This is a genomic window from Paenarthrobacter sp. A20, from assembly GCF_024168825.1.
Taxonomy (GTDB): domain Bacteria; phylum Actinomycetota; class Actinomycetes; order Actinomycetales; family Micrococcaceae; genus Arthrobacter.
On sequence record NZ_JALJWH010000001.1, the window covers coordinates 4,534,197 to 4,548,946 of the forward strand.

The 14,750-nt window shown below is 61.4% G+C and carries 20 protein-coding genes; 1 reads left to right on the forward strand and 19 read right to left on the reverse strand.

The annotated features are described in order from the left end of the window. Positions 1 to 16 precede the first annotated feature (16 nt). The 17 genes from rplR to rpsJ all read right to left on the reverse strand — a co-directional run bounded on the left by rplR (position 17) and on the right by rpsJ (position 8,423). Complete coding sequence (gene rplR / locus J3D46_RS21040; RefSeq protein ID WP_024817584.1) at positions 17 to 400, reverse strand: 50S ribosomal protein L18; 384 nt, start codon at positions 398 to 400, stop codon at positions 17 to 19. Between the two features lie 3 nt (positions 401 to 403). Next, positions 404 to 940, reverse strand: coding sequence for a 50S ribosomal protein L6 (gene rplF / locus J3D46_RS21045; protein WP_011775583.1), 537 nt, complete (start codon positions 938 to 940; stop codon positions 404 to 406). An 18-nt stretch (positions 941 to 958) separates the two neighbouring features. After that, on the reverse strand, positions 959 to 1,357 hold the full coding sequence (gene rpsH / locus J3D46_RS21050; RefSeq protein WP_011775584.1) for a 30S ribosomal protein S8: 399 nt from the start codon (positions 1,355 to 1,357) through the stop codon (positions 959 to 961). A gap of 78 nt (positions 1,358 to 1,435) precedes the next feature. Then, positions 1,436 to 2,014 carry a 50S ribosomal protein L5 gene (gene rplE / locus J3D46_RS21055; RefSeq protein ID WP_011775585.1) on the reverse strand — a complete coding sequence of 193 codons (579 nt, stop codon included), beginning with the start codon at positions 2,012 to 2,014 and terminating at the stop codon, positions 1,436 to 1,438. Beyond that, positions 2,014 to 2,376 carry a 50S ribosomal protein L24 gene (gene rplX / locus J3D46_RS21060; protein ID WP_024817586.1) on the reverse strand — a complete coding sequence of 121 codons (363 nt, stop codon included), beginning with the start codon at positions 2,374 to 2,376 and terminating at the stop codon, positions 2,014 to 2,016. The genes rplE and rplX overlap by 1 nt, the downstream gene beginning before the upstream one ends. A 3-nt stretch (positions 2,377 to 2,379) precedes the next feature. Then, the gene (gene rplN, locus J3D46_RS21065; protein WP_003803789.1) at positions 2,380 to 2,748 is read right to left on the reverse strand and encodes a 50S ribosomal protein L14; all 369 of its coding nucleotides are present in this window, start codon (positions 2,746 to 2,748) and stop codon (positions 2,380 to 2,382) included. Between the two features lie 352 nt (positions 2,749 to 3,100). After that, positions 3,101 to 3,397: a 30S ribosomal protein S17 gene (gene rpsQ / locus J3D46_RS21070; protein ID WP_011775587.1), complete on the reverse strand. Its 297-nt coding sequence runs from the start codon at positions 3,395 to 3,397 to the stop codon at positions 3,101 to 3,103. Then, complete coding sequence (gene rpmC, locus J3D46_RS21075) at positions 3,394 to 3,714, reverse strand: 50S ribosomal protein L29 (protein WP_014922387.1); 321 nt, start codon at positions 3,712 to 3,714, stop codon at positions 3,394 to 3,396. Before rpmC ends, rpsQ begins: the two co-directional genes overlap by 4 nt. 2 nt (positions 3,715 to 3,716) lie before the next feature. Next, the gene (gene rplP, locus J3D46_RS21080; RefSeq protein WP_003803795.1) at positions 3,717 to 4,133 is read right to left on the reverse strand and encodes a 50S ribosomal protein L16; all 417 of its coding nucleotides are present in this window, start codon (positions 4,131 to 4,133) and stop codon (positions 3,717 to 3,719) included. Next, entirely contained in the window at positions 4,134 to 4,955 is an 822-nt protein-coding gene (gene rpsC, locus J3D46_RS21085) for a 30S ribosomal protein S3 (protein WP_011775589.1), read from the reverse strand. After that, positions 4,956 to 5,321 carry a 50S ribosomal protein L22 gene (gene rplV / locus J3D46_RS21090; RefSeq protein WP_011775590.1) on the reverse strand — a complete coding sequence of 122 codons (366 nt, stop codon included), beginning with the start codon at positions 5,319 to 5,321 and terminating at the stop codon, positions 4,956 to 4,958. A 38-nt stretch (positions 5,322 to 5,359) separates the two neighbouring features. Further along, positions 5,360 to 5,641, reverse strand: a complete 282-nt coding sequence (rpsS, locus tag J3D46_RS21095) for a 30S ribosomal protein S19 (RefSeq protein WP_011775591.1) — start codon at positions 5,639 to 5,641, stop codon at positions 5,360 to 5,362. Between the two features lie 12 nt (positions 5,642 to 5,653). After that, entirely contained in the window at positions 5,654 to 6,493 is an 840-nt protein-coding gene (gene rplB / locus J3D46_RS21100) for a 50S ribosomal protein L2 (RefSeq protein ID WP_011775592.1), read from the reverse strand. Positions 6,494 to 6,522: 29 nt separating this feature from the next. Beyond that, the gene (gene rplW, locus J3D46_RS21105) at positions 6,523 to 6,828 is read right to left on the reverse strand and encodes a 50S ribosomal protein L23 (RefSeq protein ID WP_011775593.1); all 306 of its coding nucleotides are present in this window, start codon (positions 6,826 to 6,828) and stop codon (positions 6,523 to 6,525) included. Beyond that, positions 6,825 to 7,442, reverse strand: a complete 618-nt coding sequence (gene rplD, locus J3D46_RS21110; RefSeq protein ID WP_018776684.1) for a 50S ribosomal protein L4 — start codon at positions 7,440 to 7,442, stop codon at positions 6,825 to 6,827. Before rplD ends, rplW begins: the two co-directional genes overlap by 4 nt. Positions 7,443 to 7,446: 4 nt before the next feature. Continuing rightward, positions 7,447 to 8,097: a 50S ribosomal protein L3 gene (rplC, locus tag J3D46_RS21115; protein WP_026539807.1), complete on the reverse strand. Its 651-nt coding sequence runs from the start codon at positions 8,095 to 8,097 to the stop codon at positions 7,447 to 7,449. 17 nt (positions 8,098 to 8,114) lie between these two features. Further along, positions 8,115 to 8,423 (reverse strand): 30S ribosomal protein S10, encoded by a 309-nt coding sequence (rpsJ, locus tag J3D46_RS21120; protein WP_003803825.1) that lies wholly within the window; start codon positions 8,421 to 8,423, stop codon positions 8,115 to 8,117. Positions 8,424 to 8,816: 393 nt separating this feature from the next. Between rpsJ and J3D46_RS21125 the strand changes: the two genes are divergently transcribed. Beyond that, positions 8,817 to 10,250, forward strand: coding sequence for a GH1 family beta-glucosidase (locus tag J3D46_RS21125; protein WP_253468687.1), 1,434 nt, complete (start codon positions 8,817 to 8,819; stop codon positions 10,248 to 10,250). A 21-nt stretch (positions 10,251 to 10,271) separates the two neighbouring features. Here the strand turns inward: J3D46_RS21125 and J3D46_RS24995 are convergent, their stop codons facing one another. Then, the gene (locus J3D46_RS24995; RefSeq protein ID WP_256491713.1) at positions 10,272 to 10,397 is read right to left on the reverse strand and encodes a hypothetical protein; all 126 of its coding nucleotides are present in this window, start codon (positions 10,395 to 10,397) and stop codon (positions 10,272 to 10,274) included. Between the two features lie 28 nt (positions 10,398 to 10,425). Further along, positions 10,426 to 14,301 (reverse strand): hypothetical protein, encoded by a 3,876-nt coding sequence (locus tag J3D46_RS21130; protein ID WP_253468689.1) that lies wholly within the window; start codon positions 14,299 to 14,301, stop codon positions 10,426 to 10,428. Positions 14,302 to 14,750 lie beyond the last annotated feature (449 nt).

Here is a 14,750-nt window from a genome sequence, read left to right on the forward strand (position 1 = left end):
TCGTTATTTTCAGCGGTCACAGAGCCAGCCCACCTTCGCGAGCACCGTCAGCGACGGCGGCGATGCGGCCGTGGTACTTGTTACCGCCACGGTCGAAGACAACAGCCTCGACGCCTGCAGCCTTGGCACGCTCGGCAACGAGCTCGCCAACGCGCTTGGCCTTGGCAGTCTTGTCTCCGTCGAATGCACGAAGGTCCGCTTCCAAAGTGGAAGCGAAAGCCACGGTTACACCCTTGCTGTCATCGACAACCTGGACGAACATGTGACGTGCAGAGCGGTTGACGACCATACGAGGACGTACAGCCGTACCAGTGATGCGCTTGCGGATACGAAGCTGGCGACGGCTGCGTGCAGCCGACTTGCTCTTGTTCGTACGCTTCTTGTTAATTGCGATGGCCATGGTTTACTTACCAGCCTTTCCGACCTTGCGGCGGATGACTTCGCCGGCGTAACGGACACCCTTGCCCTTGTAGGGGTCAGGCTTGCGCAGCTTGCGAATGTTGGCAGCAACCTCGCCGACCTGCTGCTTGTTGATACCCGCAACAGAGAGCTTGGTCGGACCCTCTACTACGAAGGTGATGCCTTCGGGTGCAGAGACGTTGACCGGGTGGCTGTAGCCCAGAGCGAACTCCAGGTCAGAACCCTTGGCCTGAACGCGGTAACCAGTACCAACGATTTCAAGCTTCTTCTCGTAGCCCTCGGTAACGCCCTGGATCATGTTGGCGATCAGGGTGCGGGTCAGGCCGTGCAGCGAACGCGAGTTGCGCTCGTCGTTCGGGCGGGTGACCGTGAGAGTGTTTTCTTCCTGGGTAACCTCGATCGGGCTGGCCACAGTGTGGCTCAGCTCGCCCTTGGCACCTTTGACGCTGATGACGGAGCCATCGAGCTTGACCTCAACTCCGGCAGGAACGGTGATGGGGAGACGTCCAATACGTGACATTATTCTCTTCCTTTCCCGTTACCAGACGTACGCGAGGACTTCGCCGCCCACGCCCTTCTTGCCGGCCTGCTTGTCAGTCAGGAGGCCGGAAGAGGTGGACAGGATTGCGATACCCAGGCCACCCAGCACGTGCGGCAGGTTGGTGGACTTCGCGTAAACGCGGAGGCCCGGCTTGGAGATGCGGCGGACGCCAGCGATGGAACGCTCGCGGTTCGGACCGAACTTCAGGTCGATGGTCAGCTTCTTGCCAACCTCGGCGTCTTCTTCCTTCCAGCCGGCAATGTAGCCTTCTGCCTTCAGGATGTCAGCAACGCGTGCCTTCAGTTTGCTGTACGGCATGGACACGGTGTCGTGGTATGCCGAGTTTGCATTGCGCAGACGCGTGAGCATGTCTGCGACAGGATCTGTCATAGTCATTTGGGCTATAGCCCTTCCTCGTACCGGTTTCCGCTGCGCGTGCTCTTAGGAGCCTGCGCGGACGGACCTGTCACGTAGTTAGTTTTCGGTCTTGAACGGGAAACCAAGCGCCTTGAGCAGCGCGCGGCCTTCGTCATCGGTCTTGGCGGTGGTGACGACCGTGATGTCCATACCGCGAACGCGGTCGATGGAATCCTGGTCGATTTCGTGGAACATAACCTGCTCGGTCAGACCGAAGGTGTAGTTACCGTTGCCGTCGAACTGCTTGCCGTTGAGGCCGCGGAAGTCGCGGATACGCGGCAGTGCCAGCGAAACCAAACGGTCCACGAATTCCCACATGCGGTCTCCACGCAGAGTTGCGTGTGCACCGATGGGCATGCCTTCGCGCAGTTTGAACTGTGCGATCGACTTGCGGGCCTTGGTTACCTGCGGCTTCTGGCCGGTGATCAGGGTGAGGTCGCGGACAGCGCCGTCGATCAGCTTGGAGTCCTTGGCGGCATCTCCAACACCCATGTTCACAACAACCTTCACCAGGCGGGGAACCTGGTTCACGTTCGCGTAGCTGAATTCGTCCTGCAGGGACTTCTTGATGGTCTCTGCATACTTGGTCTTCAGACGCGGAACGATCTTTACTGGAGTCTCGAGAGTCTCAGTCATTAGATGTCCTTCCCGGTGGCCTTGGACACGCGGATACGGACGGTCTTGGTAGCGCCATCCTTCTCAACGGTGTCGAGACGGAAACCAACACGGGTCGGCTTCTTGGTGGACGGGTCAACCAGAGCAACGTTGGATACGTGGATCGGGGCCTCAACGACCTCGATGCCACCGGTCTTGGTGCCGCGCTGCGACTGACCGACCTTGCTGTGCTTGGTGACGCGGTTGATTCCCTCTACCAGCACGCGGTTGGTGTCGGTGAATACGCGCAGGACCTTGCCCTGCTTGCCGCGGTCGCCGCCACGTTCCTGCTTGGCGCCGGTGATGACCTGAACGAGGTCACCCTTCTTGATTTTCTTAGCCATGGACTAAAGCACCTCCGGGGCCAGCGAAACGATCTTCATGAACTTCTTGTCGCGAAGTTCACGACCAACCGGGCCGAAGATACGGGTACCGCGGGGGTCACCGTCGTTCTTCAGGATCACAGCTGCGTTTTCGTCAAACTTGATATAGGAACCATCCGCACGGCGGCGTTCCTTCTTGGTACGAACGATGACAGCCTTGACGACGTCACCCTTCTTTACGTTTCCGCCGGGAATAGCGTCCTTGACGGTAGCGACGATCACGTCGCCAATGCCTGCGTAGCGACGACCAGATCCACCGAGAACGCGAATGGTAAGGATTTCCTTAGCACCCGTGTTGTCGGCGACCTTGAGTCGCGACTCCTGCTGAATCAATTTTTACTCCTTGCGTCGCGCCGGTTCTCAGACCGAAATCATGCATACGGAATGAGCCTTGCGGAACGGTTGATCGGGGTGTCTCTTGACCTGCCTGGATTTTGCCAGAACAGGCCTAAACGCCCGTGCCACAAGCATCAGCTTCCCTTGCAGAAAACTCTGCGCGGGGCAGTATGCAGCGGCACGATTGTTTACGAGGTAGTTGATGACGCACAAGTGGCGCCATACAAACTCAATATCCTAGCACGATTACGGCCTGAAACCGAACCGGCCGGAGAAGCGGAAAGGCCCGCGTTCCGTGAGGAACGCGGGCCTTTCCAGTGAACCCTGCCAGGCGTGCCCGGCGTCGGATTTACTTGGCCTTTTCGAGGATCTCCACCAGACGCCACCGCTTGGTAGCGGAGAGCGGGCGGGTCTCAGAGATGAGAACGAGGTCGCCGATGCCGGCGGTGTTCTCTTCGTCGTGAGCCTTGATCTTCGAGGTGCGGCGAATAACCTTGCCGTACAGAGCGTGCTTCACGCGGTCTTCAACCTGAACAACGATGGTCTTTTCCATCTTGTCAGAGACAACGTAGCCGCGACGCGTCTTACGGTAACCGCGCTGTTCAGCGCTGGCTGCTGCTTCCGTCACAGTTTCCTTCTCGCTCACTTGGCGTCCTCTCCAGCTTCAACCTCGGCCTTTTCAGCCTTGGCAGCCTTCTTGGACTTCTTTTCTTCCTTGGCTTCCACAACCGGTGCGGCAACCTCGGCACGAATGCCCAGCTCGCGCTCACGGAGAACGGTGTAGATGCGTGCGATGTCCTTCTTTACCGCGCGCAGGCGACCGTGGTTCTCCAGCTGTCCGGTGGCGGACTGGAAACGCAGGTTGAACAGCTCTTCCTTGGACTTGCGGAGTTCTTCAACGAGACGCTCGTTGTCGAAACCGTCCAGCTGTGCGGGTGCGAGATCCTTCGACCCTACTGCCATTTCTATTCACCACCTTCGCGACGCACAATGCGTGCCTTCAACGGGAGCTTGTGGATTGCCAGGCGCAGGGCCTCGCGAGCTACCTCTTCATTGACACCGGAGAGTTCGAAGAGAACCCGGCCCGGCTTGACGTTTGCGACCCACCATTCCGGAGAACCCTTACCGGAACCCATGCGGGTTTCGGCAGGCTTCTTCGTCAGCGGACGGTCCGGGTAGATGTTGATCCAGACCTTGCCGCCACGCTTGATGTGGCGGGTCATCGCGATACGAGCGGACTCGATCTGACGGTTGGTTACGTATGCCGGGCTGAGAGCCTGGATACCGTACTCACCGAAGCTGACCTTGGTGCCGCCCGTAGCAGCGCCGGAACGACCCGGGTGGTGCTGCTTACGGTGCTTGACTCGACGTGGGATAAGCATTTAAGCCTGTCCTCCTTCTGCTGCCGGAGCAGCAGCTTCAGCGGCCGGTGCTTCAACGGCAGCGGGTGCTGCCTCAGCTGCCGGACGGTCGTTACGACGACGGCGGTCGCCACCCGGGCGGCCCGGACGGTCTCCTGCGCGGCCACGGGACGGAGCAGCAGCTGCCTGCTGAGCCAGTTCCTTGGCAGTTACGTCACCCTTGTAGATCCAAACCTTCACGCCGATACGGCCGAAGGTGGTCTTGGCTTCGTAGAAGCCGTAGTCGATGTTCGCGCGGAGGGTGTGCAGGGGCACACGGCCTTCGCGGTAGAACTCCGAGCGGGACATTTCTGCGCCACCCAGACGGCCCGAGCAAGCAACACGGATGCCCTTGGCACCCGCACGCTGTGCGGACTGCATTGCCTTCTTCATCGCACGGCGGAAAGCCACGCGGGAAGTCAGCTGCTCAGCGATGCCCTGGGCAACAAGCTGTGCTTCCATCTCGGGGTTCTTGACCTCGAGGATGTTCAGCTGAACCTGCTTGCCCGTGAGCTTTTCGAGCTCGCCGCGGATGCGGTCTGCTTCAGCGCCACGGCGGCCGATAACGATACCCGGGCGTGCCGTGTGGATATCCACGCGGACACGGTCGCGGGTGCGCTCGATCTCGACCTTGGCGATGCCGGCGCGCTCCATGCCGGTGGACATGAGCTGACGGATCTTGATGTCCTCGCGGACGAAGTCCTTGTAGCGCTGTCCGGGCTTGGTGCTGTCAGCGAACCAGTGCGAAACGTGGTCGGTGGTGATGCCGAGTCGGAACCCGTGCGGGTTTACTTTCTGTCCCACTTAGCGAGCCTCCTCTTTCTCCGGGGTTGCGACAACCAGCGTGATGTGGCTGGTCCGCTTCCTAATGCGGTAGGCGCGGCCCTGGGCACGCGGCTGGAACCGCTTCATGGTCGGGCCTTCATCAACAAATGCTTCGGTGATGAAGAGGTCGCTGTCGTCGAATGCAACGCCGTCACGGTCCGCGAGGACACGTGCGTTGGCCATTGCCGACTGAAGTACCTTGAATACCGGCTCCGAAGCTGCCTGGGGGGCAAACTTCAGAATTGCCAGAGCCTCATTCGCTTGCTTACCACGAACAAGGTTGACGACGCGCCGGGCCTTCATAGGCGTTACGCGGATGTGACGCGCAATAGCCTTGGCTTCCATTGCTTTCCTTCTCTCGTCTAAGACGTAAAGTCAGGCGCCTAGCGGCGCTTGCCCTTACGGTCGTCCTTAACATGGCCGCGGAATGTCCGCGTGGGAGCGAATTCGCCGAGCTTGTGCCCGACCATCGACTCAGTGACAAACACCGGGATGTGCTTGCGTCCGTCGTGTACGGCGATCGTGTGCCCGAGCATGTCGGGGATGATCATCGAACGGCGGGACCAGGTCTTGATGACGTTCTTGGTGCCCTTATCGTTTTCCCGTGCGACCTTCACAAAGAGGTGCTGGTCAACGAAAGGACCTTTTTTCAGGCTGCGTGGCATGTGTCCAGGCTCCTATCGCTTGTTCTTGCCAGTACGGCGGCGACGAACAATAAGCTTGTCGCTCTCTTTGTTCGGACGGCGGGTACGGCCCTCGGGCTTGCCGTTCGGGTTAACCGGGTGACGTCCACCGGAAGTCTTACCTTCACCACCACCGTGCGGGTGGTCAACCGGGTTCATGGCTACACCACGGACAGTCGGGCGAACGCCCTTCCAGCGCATACGGCCGGCCTTGCCCCAGTTGATGTTCGACTGCTCGGCGTTGCCGACCTCGCCGACGGTTGCGCGGCAGCGCACGTCAACGTTGCGGATTTCGCCGGAGGGCAGACGCAGCTGTGCGAAGCGGCCTTCCTTGGCAACGAGCTGTACCGAAGCACCTGCGGAACGAGCCATCTTGGCGCCGCCACCCGGACGCAGTTCAACTGCGTGGATTACGGTACCAACCGGGATGTTGCGCAGCGGCAGGTTGTTGCCCGGCTTGATGTCAGCGTCGGGACCAGCCTCGACGAAGTCACCCTGGGACAGCTTGTTAGGAGCGATGATGTAACGCTTGGTGCCATCAACGTAGTGCAGGAGTGCGATACGAGCCGTACGGTTCGGGTCGTACTCGATTTCGGCAACGCGGGCGTTGATGCCGTCCTTGTCGTGACGACGGAAGTCGATCAGACGGTACTGGCGCTTGTGCCCACCACCCTTGTGACGGGTGGTGATCTTACCGGAGTTGTTGCGGCCGCCAGTCTTGTGCAGCGGACGCAGCAACGACTTTTCCGGAGTCGATCGCGTGATTTCAGCAAAGTCGGCTACGCTCGAGCCACGACGGCCCGGGGTAGTCGGCTTGTATTTACGGATTCCCATAATTTATTTCCTCGTTAAAGTGGTCTCCGCTACGCGAGCGGACCGCCGAAGATGTCGATTGTGCCTTCTTTGAGGGTGACAATTGCACGCTTGGTGCTCTTGCGCTGTCCCCAGCCGAATTTGGTGCGCTTGCGCTTACCGGCACGGTTGATGGTGTTGATCGAGTCAACTTTGACCGAGAAGATCTTCTCTACGGCCAGCTTGATCTCGGTCTTGTTCGAGCGAGGGTCCACCAGGAAGGTGTACTTGCCTTCGTCGATCAGACCGTAGCTCTTTTCCGATACGACGGGTGCAAGCACGACGTCGCGCGGGTCCTTGATGGTGGTTACGCTCACTTGGAGGCCTCCTCGTTCTTTGCCTTGTCAGCGACGAACGCCTCGAAAGCAGCCTTGGTGAAGACCACGTCGTCGGAGATAAGCACGTCGTAGGTGTTCAGCTGATCTGCGTACAGAACGTGAACATCCTGGAGGTTGCGCACGGAAAGTGCAGCAACATCGTTGGCGCGCTCGATAACGACGAGCAGGTTCTTGCGCTCTGTGACGGAGCGCAGCGAAGCCAGTGCGTCCTTGGCGGACGGCTTGGTGCCGGCTACCAGTTCAGCGATGACGTGGATGCGGCCGTTGCGGGCGCGGTCAGACAGGGCGCCGCGGAGTGCAGCAGCCTTCATCTTCTTGGGGGTGCGCTGGCTGTAGTCACGAGGGGTCGGACCATGGACAACGCCACCGCCGGTCATGTGAGGAGCACGGATTGAACCCTGACGGGCGCGGCCGGTGCCCTTCTGCTTGAACGGCTTGCGACCTGCACCGGAAACCTCGGCGCGGGTCTTCGTCTTGTGAGTACCCTGGCGTGCAGCAGCGAGCTGTGCGACGACGACCTGGTGCAGCAGCGGCACGTTGGTCTGGACGTCGAAGATCTCTGCGGGCAGGTCTACCTTGACAGTGCTAGTCATTGAACTAGGCTCCCTTCACGGCGGTGCGTACGAGTACGACCTGGCCGCGGGCACCGGGAACGGCACCCTTGATAAGGAGCAGCGACTTCTCAACGTCAACAGCGTGAACCGTGAGGTTCAGCGTGGTGTGACGCTCGGCGCCCATGCGGCCGGCCATTTTCAGGCCCTTGAAGACGCGGCTCGGGGTGGATGCGCCACCGATGGAGCCAGGCTTACGGTGGTTCTTGTGGGCACCGTGGGAAGCGCCAACGCCGTGGAAGCCGTGACGCTTCATAACACCGGCAAAGCCCTTACCCTTGGAAGTGCCGACGACGTCGATCTTCTGGCCGGCTTCGAAGATCTCAACAGAGAGCTCCTGGCCCAGCTCGTAGGATGCGGCGTCTGCGGTACGCAGTTCGACGACGTGGCGGCGAGGAGTTACGCCAGCCTTTTCAAAGTGACCAGCCAGCGGCTTGGTGACCTTGCGGGGGTCGATCTGGCCGTAGCCGATCTGGACGGCGACGTAGCCATCTACCTCTGCGTTGCGCAGCTGCGTGATGACGTTGGAGTCAGCCTGGACGACAGTTACCGGGATGAGCTTGTTGTTCTCGTCCCAGACCTGGGTCATGCCGAGCTTCGTGCCCAGCAGGCCCTTTACGTTACGGGTTGCGGTCATAGTCTCTCAGCACCTCCCTAGAGCTTGATTTCGATGTTCACGTCTGCGGGCAGGTCGAGACGCATAAGCGAGTCAACAGCCTTCGGCGTGGGGTCGATGATGTCGATCAGACGCTTGTGAGTACGCATTTCGAAGTGCTCACGGCTGTCCTTGTACTTGTGAGGAGAGCGAATAACGCAGTAAACGTTCTTCTCCGTGGGCAGCGGCACCGGGCCGACTACCGTTGCGCCTGCGCGCGTGACCGTCTCAACGATCTTCCGCGCTGAAACATCAATGACCTCGTGGTCATATGACTTCAGCCGGATGCGGATTTTTTGTCCCGCCATGTCGCCTGACTCTCTTTCAGCTAGTGCTGCTCTAGTTAGGGCTGCTCTGTTTACTTACCTGTTGTTGTGGCCGCCGAAGCGTTTGAGGTATTACCACCACACGCCGCACAAGCTGAATCCGGATATTCCGGGTTCCTCAACCTGCCGGCGCACCGACCCCCGCGGTCGGGCGTGTCGCGATTTCCACGCAGACTCGACCGCATTCCATGGGGTTCAGGGTTATGTTTGGGCTTCCACCTGGACCCTGACACCCGGCATTATCCGGATCGGGACACGAAGAAGCGCTTGAACAACTCATCCAGTATGGCGGAAATATGAGGCAAAGGCCAATCGGCGCTATAAGGGCCCCGCAGAACCATTGCCCGGTGGCCTGCGCCTGAGGAAGATTGGGACATGACCGTCCAGGATTCAGGCTCCGTGGAAGATCTTGCCGCGCGCCTGCGTCCGGGTTTCACGCTGGGCGTGGCCTCGGCAGCTTTCCAGATTGAAGGGTCGCTGACCTCTGATGGCCGCGGCCCCTCAGGGTGGGATGCCTTCGCGGAAAAGCCAGGAGCAATAGTCGACGGCGGCTCTCCCACTGTAGCGTGCGACCATTACAACCGCTCCGATGAAGACATCGCCTTGATGCAGGAGCTTGGCGTGGACTCATACCGCTTCTCGTTGTCCTGGCCGCGGATCCAACCCGGCGGCAAGGGCTCCATCAATCAACGCGGCCTGGACTTCTACGATCGCCTCATAGACAAACTCCTGGCCGCCGGCATCTCCCCCATGGCCACCCTGTTCCACTGGGACACGCCATTGGAACTGGAGCATGCGGGAGGATGGATGAACCGGGACACGGCCGAGCGCTTCGCCGTTTACTGCGCGGCCGCAGCAGACCGCTTCGGTGACCGCGTTGATCACTGGGTCACGATGAACGAGCCCGTGTCAGTCACCGTGCAGGGGTACTCGTTGGGTGTGCATGCCCCGGGCCGGCAGCTGCTGTTTGATTCGCTGCCTGCCGCACATCATCAATTACTGGGACACGGGATGGCCGTTCGGGTCCTCCGGGACGCCGGCGTCAAAGGACAGATCGGGGTGTCCAACATGCACTGCCCCGTCGAGTCCGCCAGCAACAGTCTTGGCGACCGGCTGATGACGCAGGCGCTGGACCTGATCCTCAACCGCATCTATGCCGACGCGATACTGCTTGGCCGATACCCCAAGCCGCCCTGGCCCATGAAGCCGTGGTTCCGCTCACTTGGCACCATCCACGACGGCGATCTTGAACTGATCGGCCAACCTTTGGACTTCTACGGGCTCAACTACTACTACCCCGTGAAGGTGGCAGCGGGCCCCGGGCCGGCGGAGATCCCCACCGGGAGGTCAACGGAGATGAGCGAAGTTCCTTTCCACTTGGCCGCCTACCAGGAGTATGAAACCACAGGGTTCGGCTGGCCCGTCGCGCCGGATTACCTGGCGTTGCTGCTGCGGCAAATGAAGGACCGGTACGGGGACGCCCTTCCCCCGGTATACATCACCGAAGGCGGGGCAAGTTTTCCGGAACCTGCCCATGTTGACGGGCCCATCCAGGACACCAACCGCATTTCCTACCTGGCTGAGCACCTGGGCCACGCCCTGACAGCAACGGGGCCGGGCGGCATTGCCGAGGACGTGGACCTACGCGGCTACTACGTCTGGACGTTGCTGGACAATTTCGAATGGGCGGCAGGCTATTCCCAGCGCTTCGGGCTGGTCCACGTGGACTTCCATACTTTGGAACGGACCCCCAAGGAATCCTTTTACTGGTTGCGTGCACTGGAACGGGCCCGCACCCACGAGCCTTAGCCCAAGCTTGCTAAAACGACGTTACTTGTTCTTGTTGGCACGCCTGATGCGCTTGGCGCGTTCAATTTCATTCCGAAAGTTCTTGCGGCCCCACAGCACGCCGCCACCGATGGCGGCAATGACTGCCAGGAAAATCAGGAATTCCATGCTGCGCTCCTCTTTGTAGACTGCCAGATTATCGGATTCCGTCCCGGCTGCTGTCCGGACTGACGTCGCTTTCCGGTGCTGGCACCGACCCAGGCAGTTCCGGTTTCCGGTTCAAACGCCACACCGCGAGAATAATCAGCGCCAAGGCGACAAGCGCCAGCATAGCGAAGGCGTACGAGCGCAAGGCCCACATGACGCTCAGCGCGACACCGGCGGCGCCCCACCAGACCAAGACCCTTTCGGCCAGGAACAGCCCTGCGACCAGGAGTACCGCGTGACCCACCAGAACATACAGCTGCTGGGATGTGGTGCCGCCAAAAATGGTCCCCAAGGACGTCAACGACAAGGCGCCTGCGGCGATGCAGAGCCGAAGCAGGCCGTCGCTCCGTTGGCCCCTGATGTAGCGCAGTCCTGCTAAAACAGCGACCGCCAGGACGTACCACTGAGCAACCCAGAACCACTGCGGCCCGGCATCACCGACGAACAGCACTGCACGTTGGAATGCCGCCACGGAGGCCAGCGCCGCAATCTCTCCAGCCAGCCACTTGCTGGACGGCAGCTCCACAACTATCAGCACGCCGGCCGCCACCACCAGGACGAAGCCGACCCACGAGGTCTCATCGCGGACCATTCCAACGGCAGCCGAGGAGACCAGCGCCACCGCCGCGGTACCAACAACTGCATTCCGCCGAAGGGGTTGCCCCACGATGGCCATCCCGCCAAACATCTTCACCGCATACAGGGCCACTGCTGCACCAACACCGCCCACCAGCCAGGGAGCGTAATCGCCCCACACTCCCGGGGGCATCCCCCTCAGCAAACCCTCGACGGCGGGCACGGCACCTACCAGCAAGGACGGGGCCGCACCGAGATAGAGGACGGGCAGCTCCTCTACGTGCGAGGCAGCAAACAGGACGCCGGCAAACACCACGACGGCAAGCCCTGTCAGGGCAGAGGACACGTCCAGCGACAGCAGACCACCAGTCACCACGAAGGCAAGCGCCGCGACGAACCAGAACCAGCGCTCCGTGGAGTGCGGCCCAGTAATCTGCCCGGGACGGACCACATGGCGAACTACCCGTACAACCACGAACAAGGCGGCGAGCCCGAGGAGCAGCGCGGGCACCTGAGCCCTGTCAAGCAGTGGTTGGTGGAGCCACGTGCCGGACGGGAACAGCAAGGACGGGCCCGCTGCGATCACTGCACCGCCCAGGCCAGCGACACCAAAGTACTCGGATCCACGTGCACGCAGGAAACGCCGGACGATCCCAGCGGATGCCACGGCAAGCGCTAACTGGACGATGACCACCCAACGGCCGCCGCCGTCGAAATCGCGCCCCAGCAGGTAGGCCGCTGGCAACAGGAGTTGGGCAGCCAGAGTGCCCCATACCGTGGCCTGTTGGAAGGCGATGTCCAATCCCCGGCTTCGCTGGAGCAAGGTCACCACATGCTGCAGCACGAGGACCACCGTCACGGCCATGGACACGATGGTGCCCGACCCTGAAAGATCCTCGACAAGCACCCCGATGAAAGCCAGCGACAGGACGCGAACTCCCAGCATGTAGCCGCCCCGGACCATCCGGTCCCGTTCCACAGCAACCATGAAAGCGCTGTAGGTCGCGAAGATCCCCAGCAGGATCTCCAGGTCCCGCACATTCCCCAGCCGAAGCGCCAGGAGCAGCACAAAGGCTGCCGGAGCAAAGATCCAAGCTCCTTGGTGGCGGCGCAGGACGACACCGCAGAGAACAGCCGCCAGGGCCGCTCCAATGGCCACCGCCCCCGGCTGCCACCCCTCACGCTGGAACCGCTCTCCCCATGCAGCGGAAACAGTCAGGACCGTGGCTGCCCCTGCCATGAGGATAACTACCGCTCCGGCGTCGACCATGGAGGCGCGGGGGAAACGCCGCTGGCTTTGCACCCGCAGGGGTAGAACCAATTGCAGGCCCGCCGCCAGCGCTACGACCAGCGGAACGGCGGGAAGCTCACCGGCAACGCTGAAGCTCCAGCCATGCCGTATTGCGTCGAAGTAGGCCGATCCGGCCAGCAAGGTACCGACCGCACGCGCCATCCACCAGTAGCTCTGGCGGTGGTATGAAACCGGGATCCGAAGCGCGGTTGCCACAAGGTACGCGACGGCCACCAGGAGGACAACGTTTGCCAGAGCCAACGAGACAACTGCCGCGGCAACCACGCCGGCAACAAGGGCCGTGGCTGGAGCAAGCGATTCCCCCAGGGTTGGCCGCCAGGACACGGAGCCAGCGTTGCGCTGGCGGGCCGACGGGAACAACAGCAGCCCCGACGCCACCCCGGCTGACAGGACCAGGAGCACTCCCGCCAGGACAAACGGGTGTCCCACCGCGTGGTCGACGATGGGCAGGACAAGGAGGCTGGCCATGGCGAGCCCGGCGAATCCAGCAAGGGACGCCTGCGGGGCAAGCAGGCGGATACCCGTGCGATCAAGCCCGGCACTGATGATTAGTTGCACCACGGCCGCTGCGAGGAGGGCCGCCAAGGACAGAGCAATCCGGTCCGGGTTCTCCTCAAAGATGCCGGCCACCATGGCGGGGACGGCCGCCGTTAAGGCAATCCGACCGGCAAGGATCAGCTGTAGACGGAACGATGCCGGGCGGACCGCCGCCAGCAGGAACCAGAACAACCCGGCAGAAGCCAGCAGCGCAGAAACCGGCCATGCTCCCAGAAGACCCATGAACGGGAGACACACTGCGAGAACGACGCCCGCTGCGAACTCCGTGCCGTGGCCCAGCTTCCAGCCCACTACCATGGCCGTGAGCATGGTGACGGAGAGAGGAAGATACGCGGGCAGCTCGTAAGTCCCGAGACCCAACACCACAGTCAGAATGGCTGCCGTGGCCAGCTGCAGGCCCAGGCAGGACACAGCATCGTTCCACCATGTGCGCAGCTTCAGCGCCGCTCCCCCGAAGGCAACTCCCAAAGAATGGACGGCACAGCAAATGACTGCGGCAAACATCACGGTGCTGATGTCCGAGCTAACGTCCCAGACCAACCCCAGCAACGCCAGTGTCAAGGCTGCACGGGCACCATAGAAGTGCTGCAGCCTGTACCGGGCCTGTGGCACGAAGGCCATCACGGCAAAGTAGATGCCACACATCAGCATTACCAGGGGGTACTCGCCCTTGGATAACAGATACGGCGTGAACGTCACCGCAAGCGCCACCAACGGCACCACAAAAGGATGGAGCACCATCAGCGGACGGACATAGAGTGGCGGCAACCATCGCGGACGAATCAACGCCCCCAGCGTGAGGATGATGGCGACCCCGATGAGCGCAGTGAAGTACCAAACCAAAGCACCGCCCAAAACGGAGACCCCTGACCACGCAGTGGAGACAACGAAGCTCAGGGAAAGGAAGGCCAGCACTTTGTTGTCGAGCCGCACCGCAGTGTAGGCGTACACAGCCGTCCCCAGCAGCGAGGTCACCAGCCAGGCCGCAGGACCGTTGGGCAGCACGAAGTTGTACATGGCAAGCCCCGTGACGGGGACGAGCGCCAAGCCCGTACCAACAAAAGCCACAGCGGCCGGACGCAAACGGGGCATTTTGGCGTGAATTACCAAACCTGCCACATAGAACAAGGTGGTGATGAAGCATATGCCCGCGAAGCGGAAGAGTTCCGGGAGGCTTGTCCCCACAAACAGGGCTCCGGCCGCTACCAGAAGAAGGCTGGCAACGTAGAGGGTGACGTTGATGTTCTGCTGGTCGCGCTTCGATTTACGGGCTGCAGCGGCCTCTGGCGACTCCCGGACGACCGGGGTGTGCTGGCCCTCGGCCCAACGCTGCTGTGCTACGAGCGGGCGCTGCGGAACTGCGGGAGGTTGGACTCGCGACGGCGGCAAGGGCATGGACGCTGGAAACGGGGTGCCCACGTGTGTTGGAGGATGCACTGGCGGGGAGGCCGGCATCACGGGGCGGCCTGCAGCCGCAGGGGCATATGGGGCAGGCGGGGCAAATGACGCAGGCGGAGCAGATGCAGCAGGCGAAGCAAACGGATGGGGCGCAGGCACCTCCACCGCCCCCTTCTTTGCCTCGGCATCGCGCCAACCCGCCAGGTGCCCCGCCATGTATCCAGCTTGATAGGAATGCTGTTCGGCCATCTCCGTGGAGGCAGCAACCCCCGCAGTATCCCTTCGACCCCGATTCCGACCAATGGAATGGCTGACGGCTCCTGTCACAACAAGGAGTATCAGTACTAGCAGGATTTCCATGGCTACTCCTTGACGTCACAGGGCATGGGACACCCCGCGTTAATCCATTCGATAGATAAATAGTAGCAAAGAAGAACCCCATCGCCGAAGCGACGGGGCCCTTCTTTACG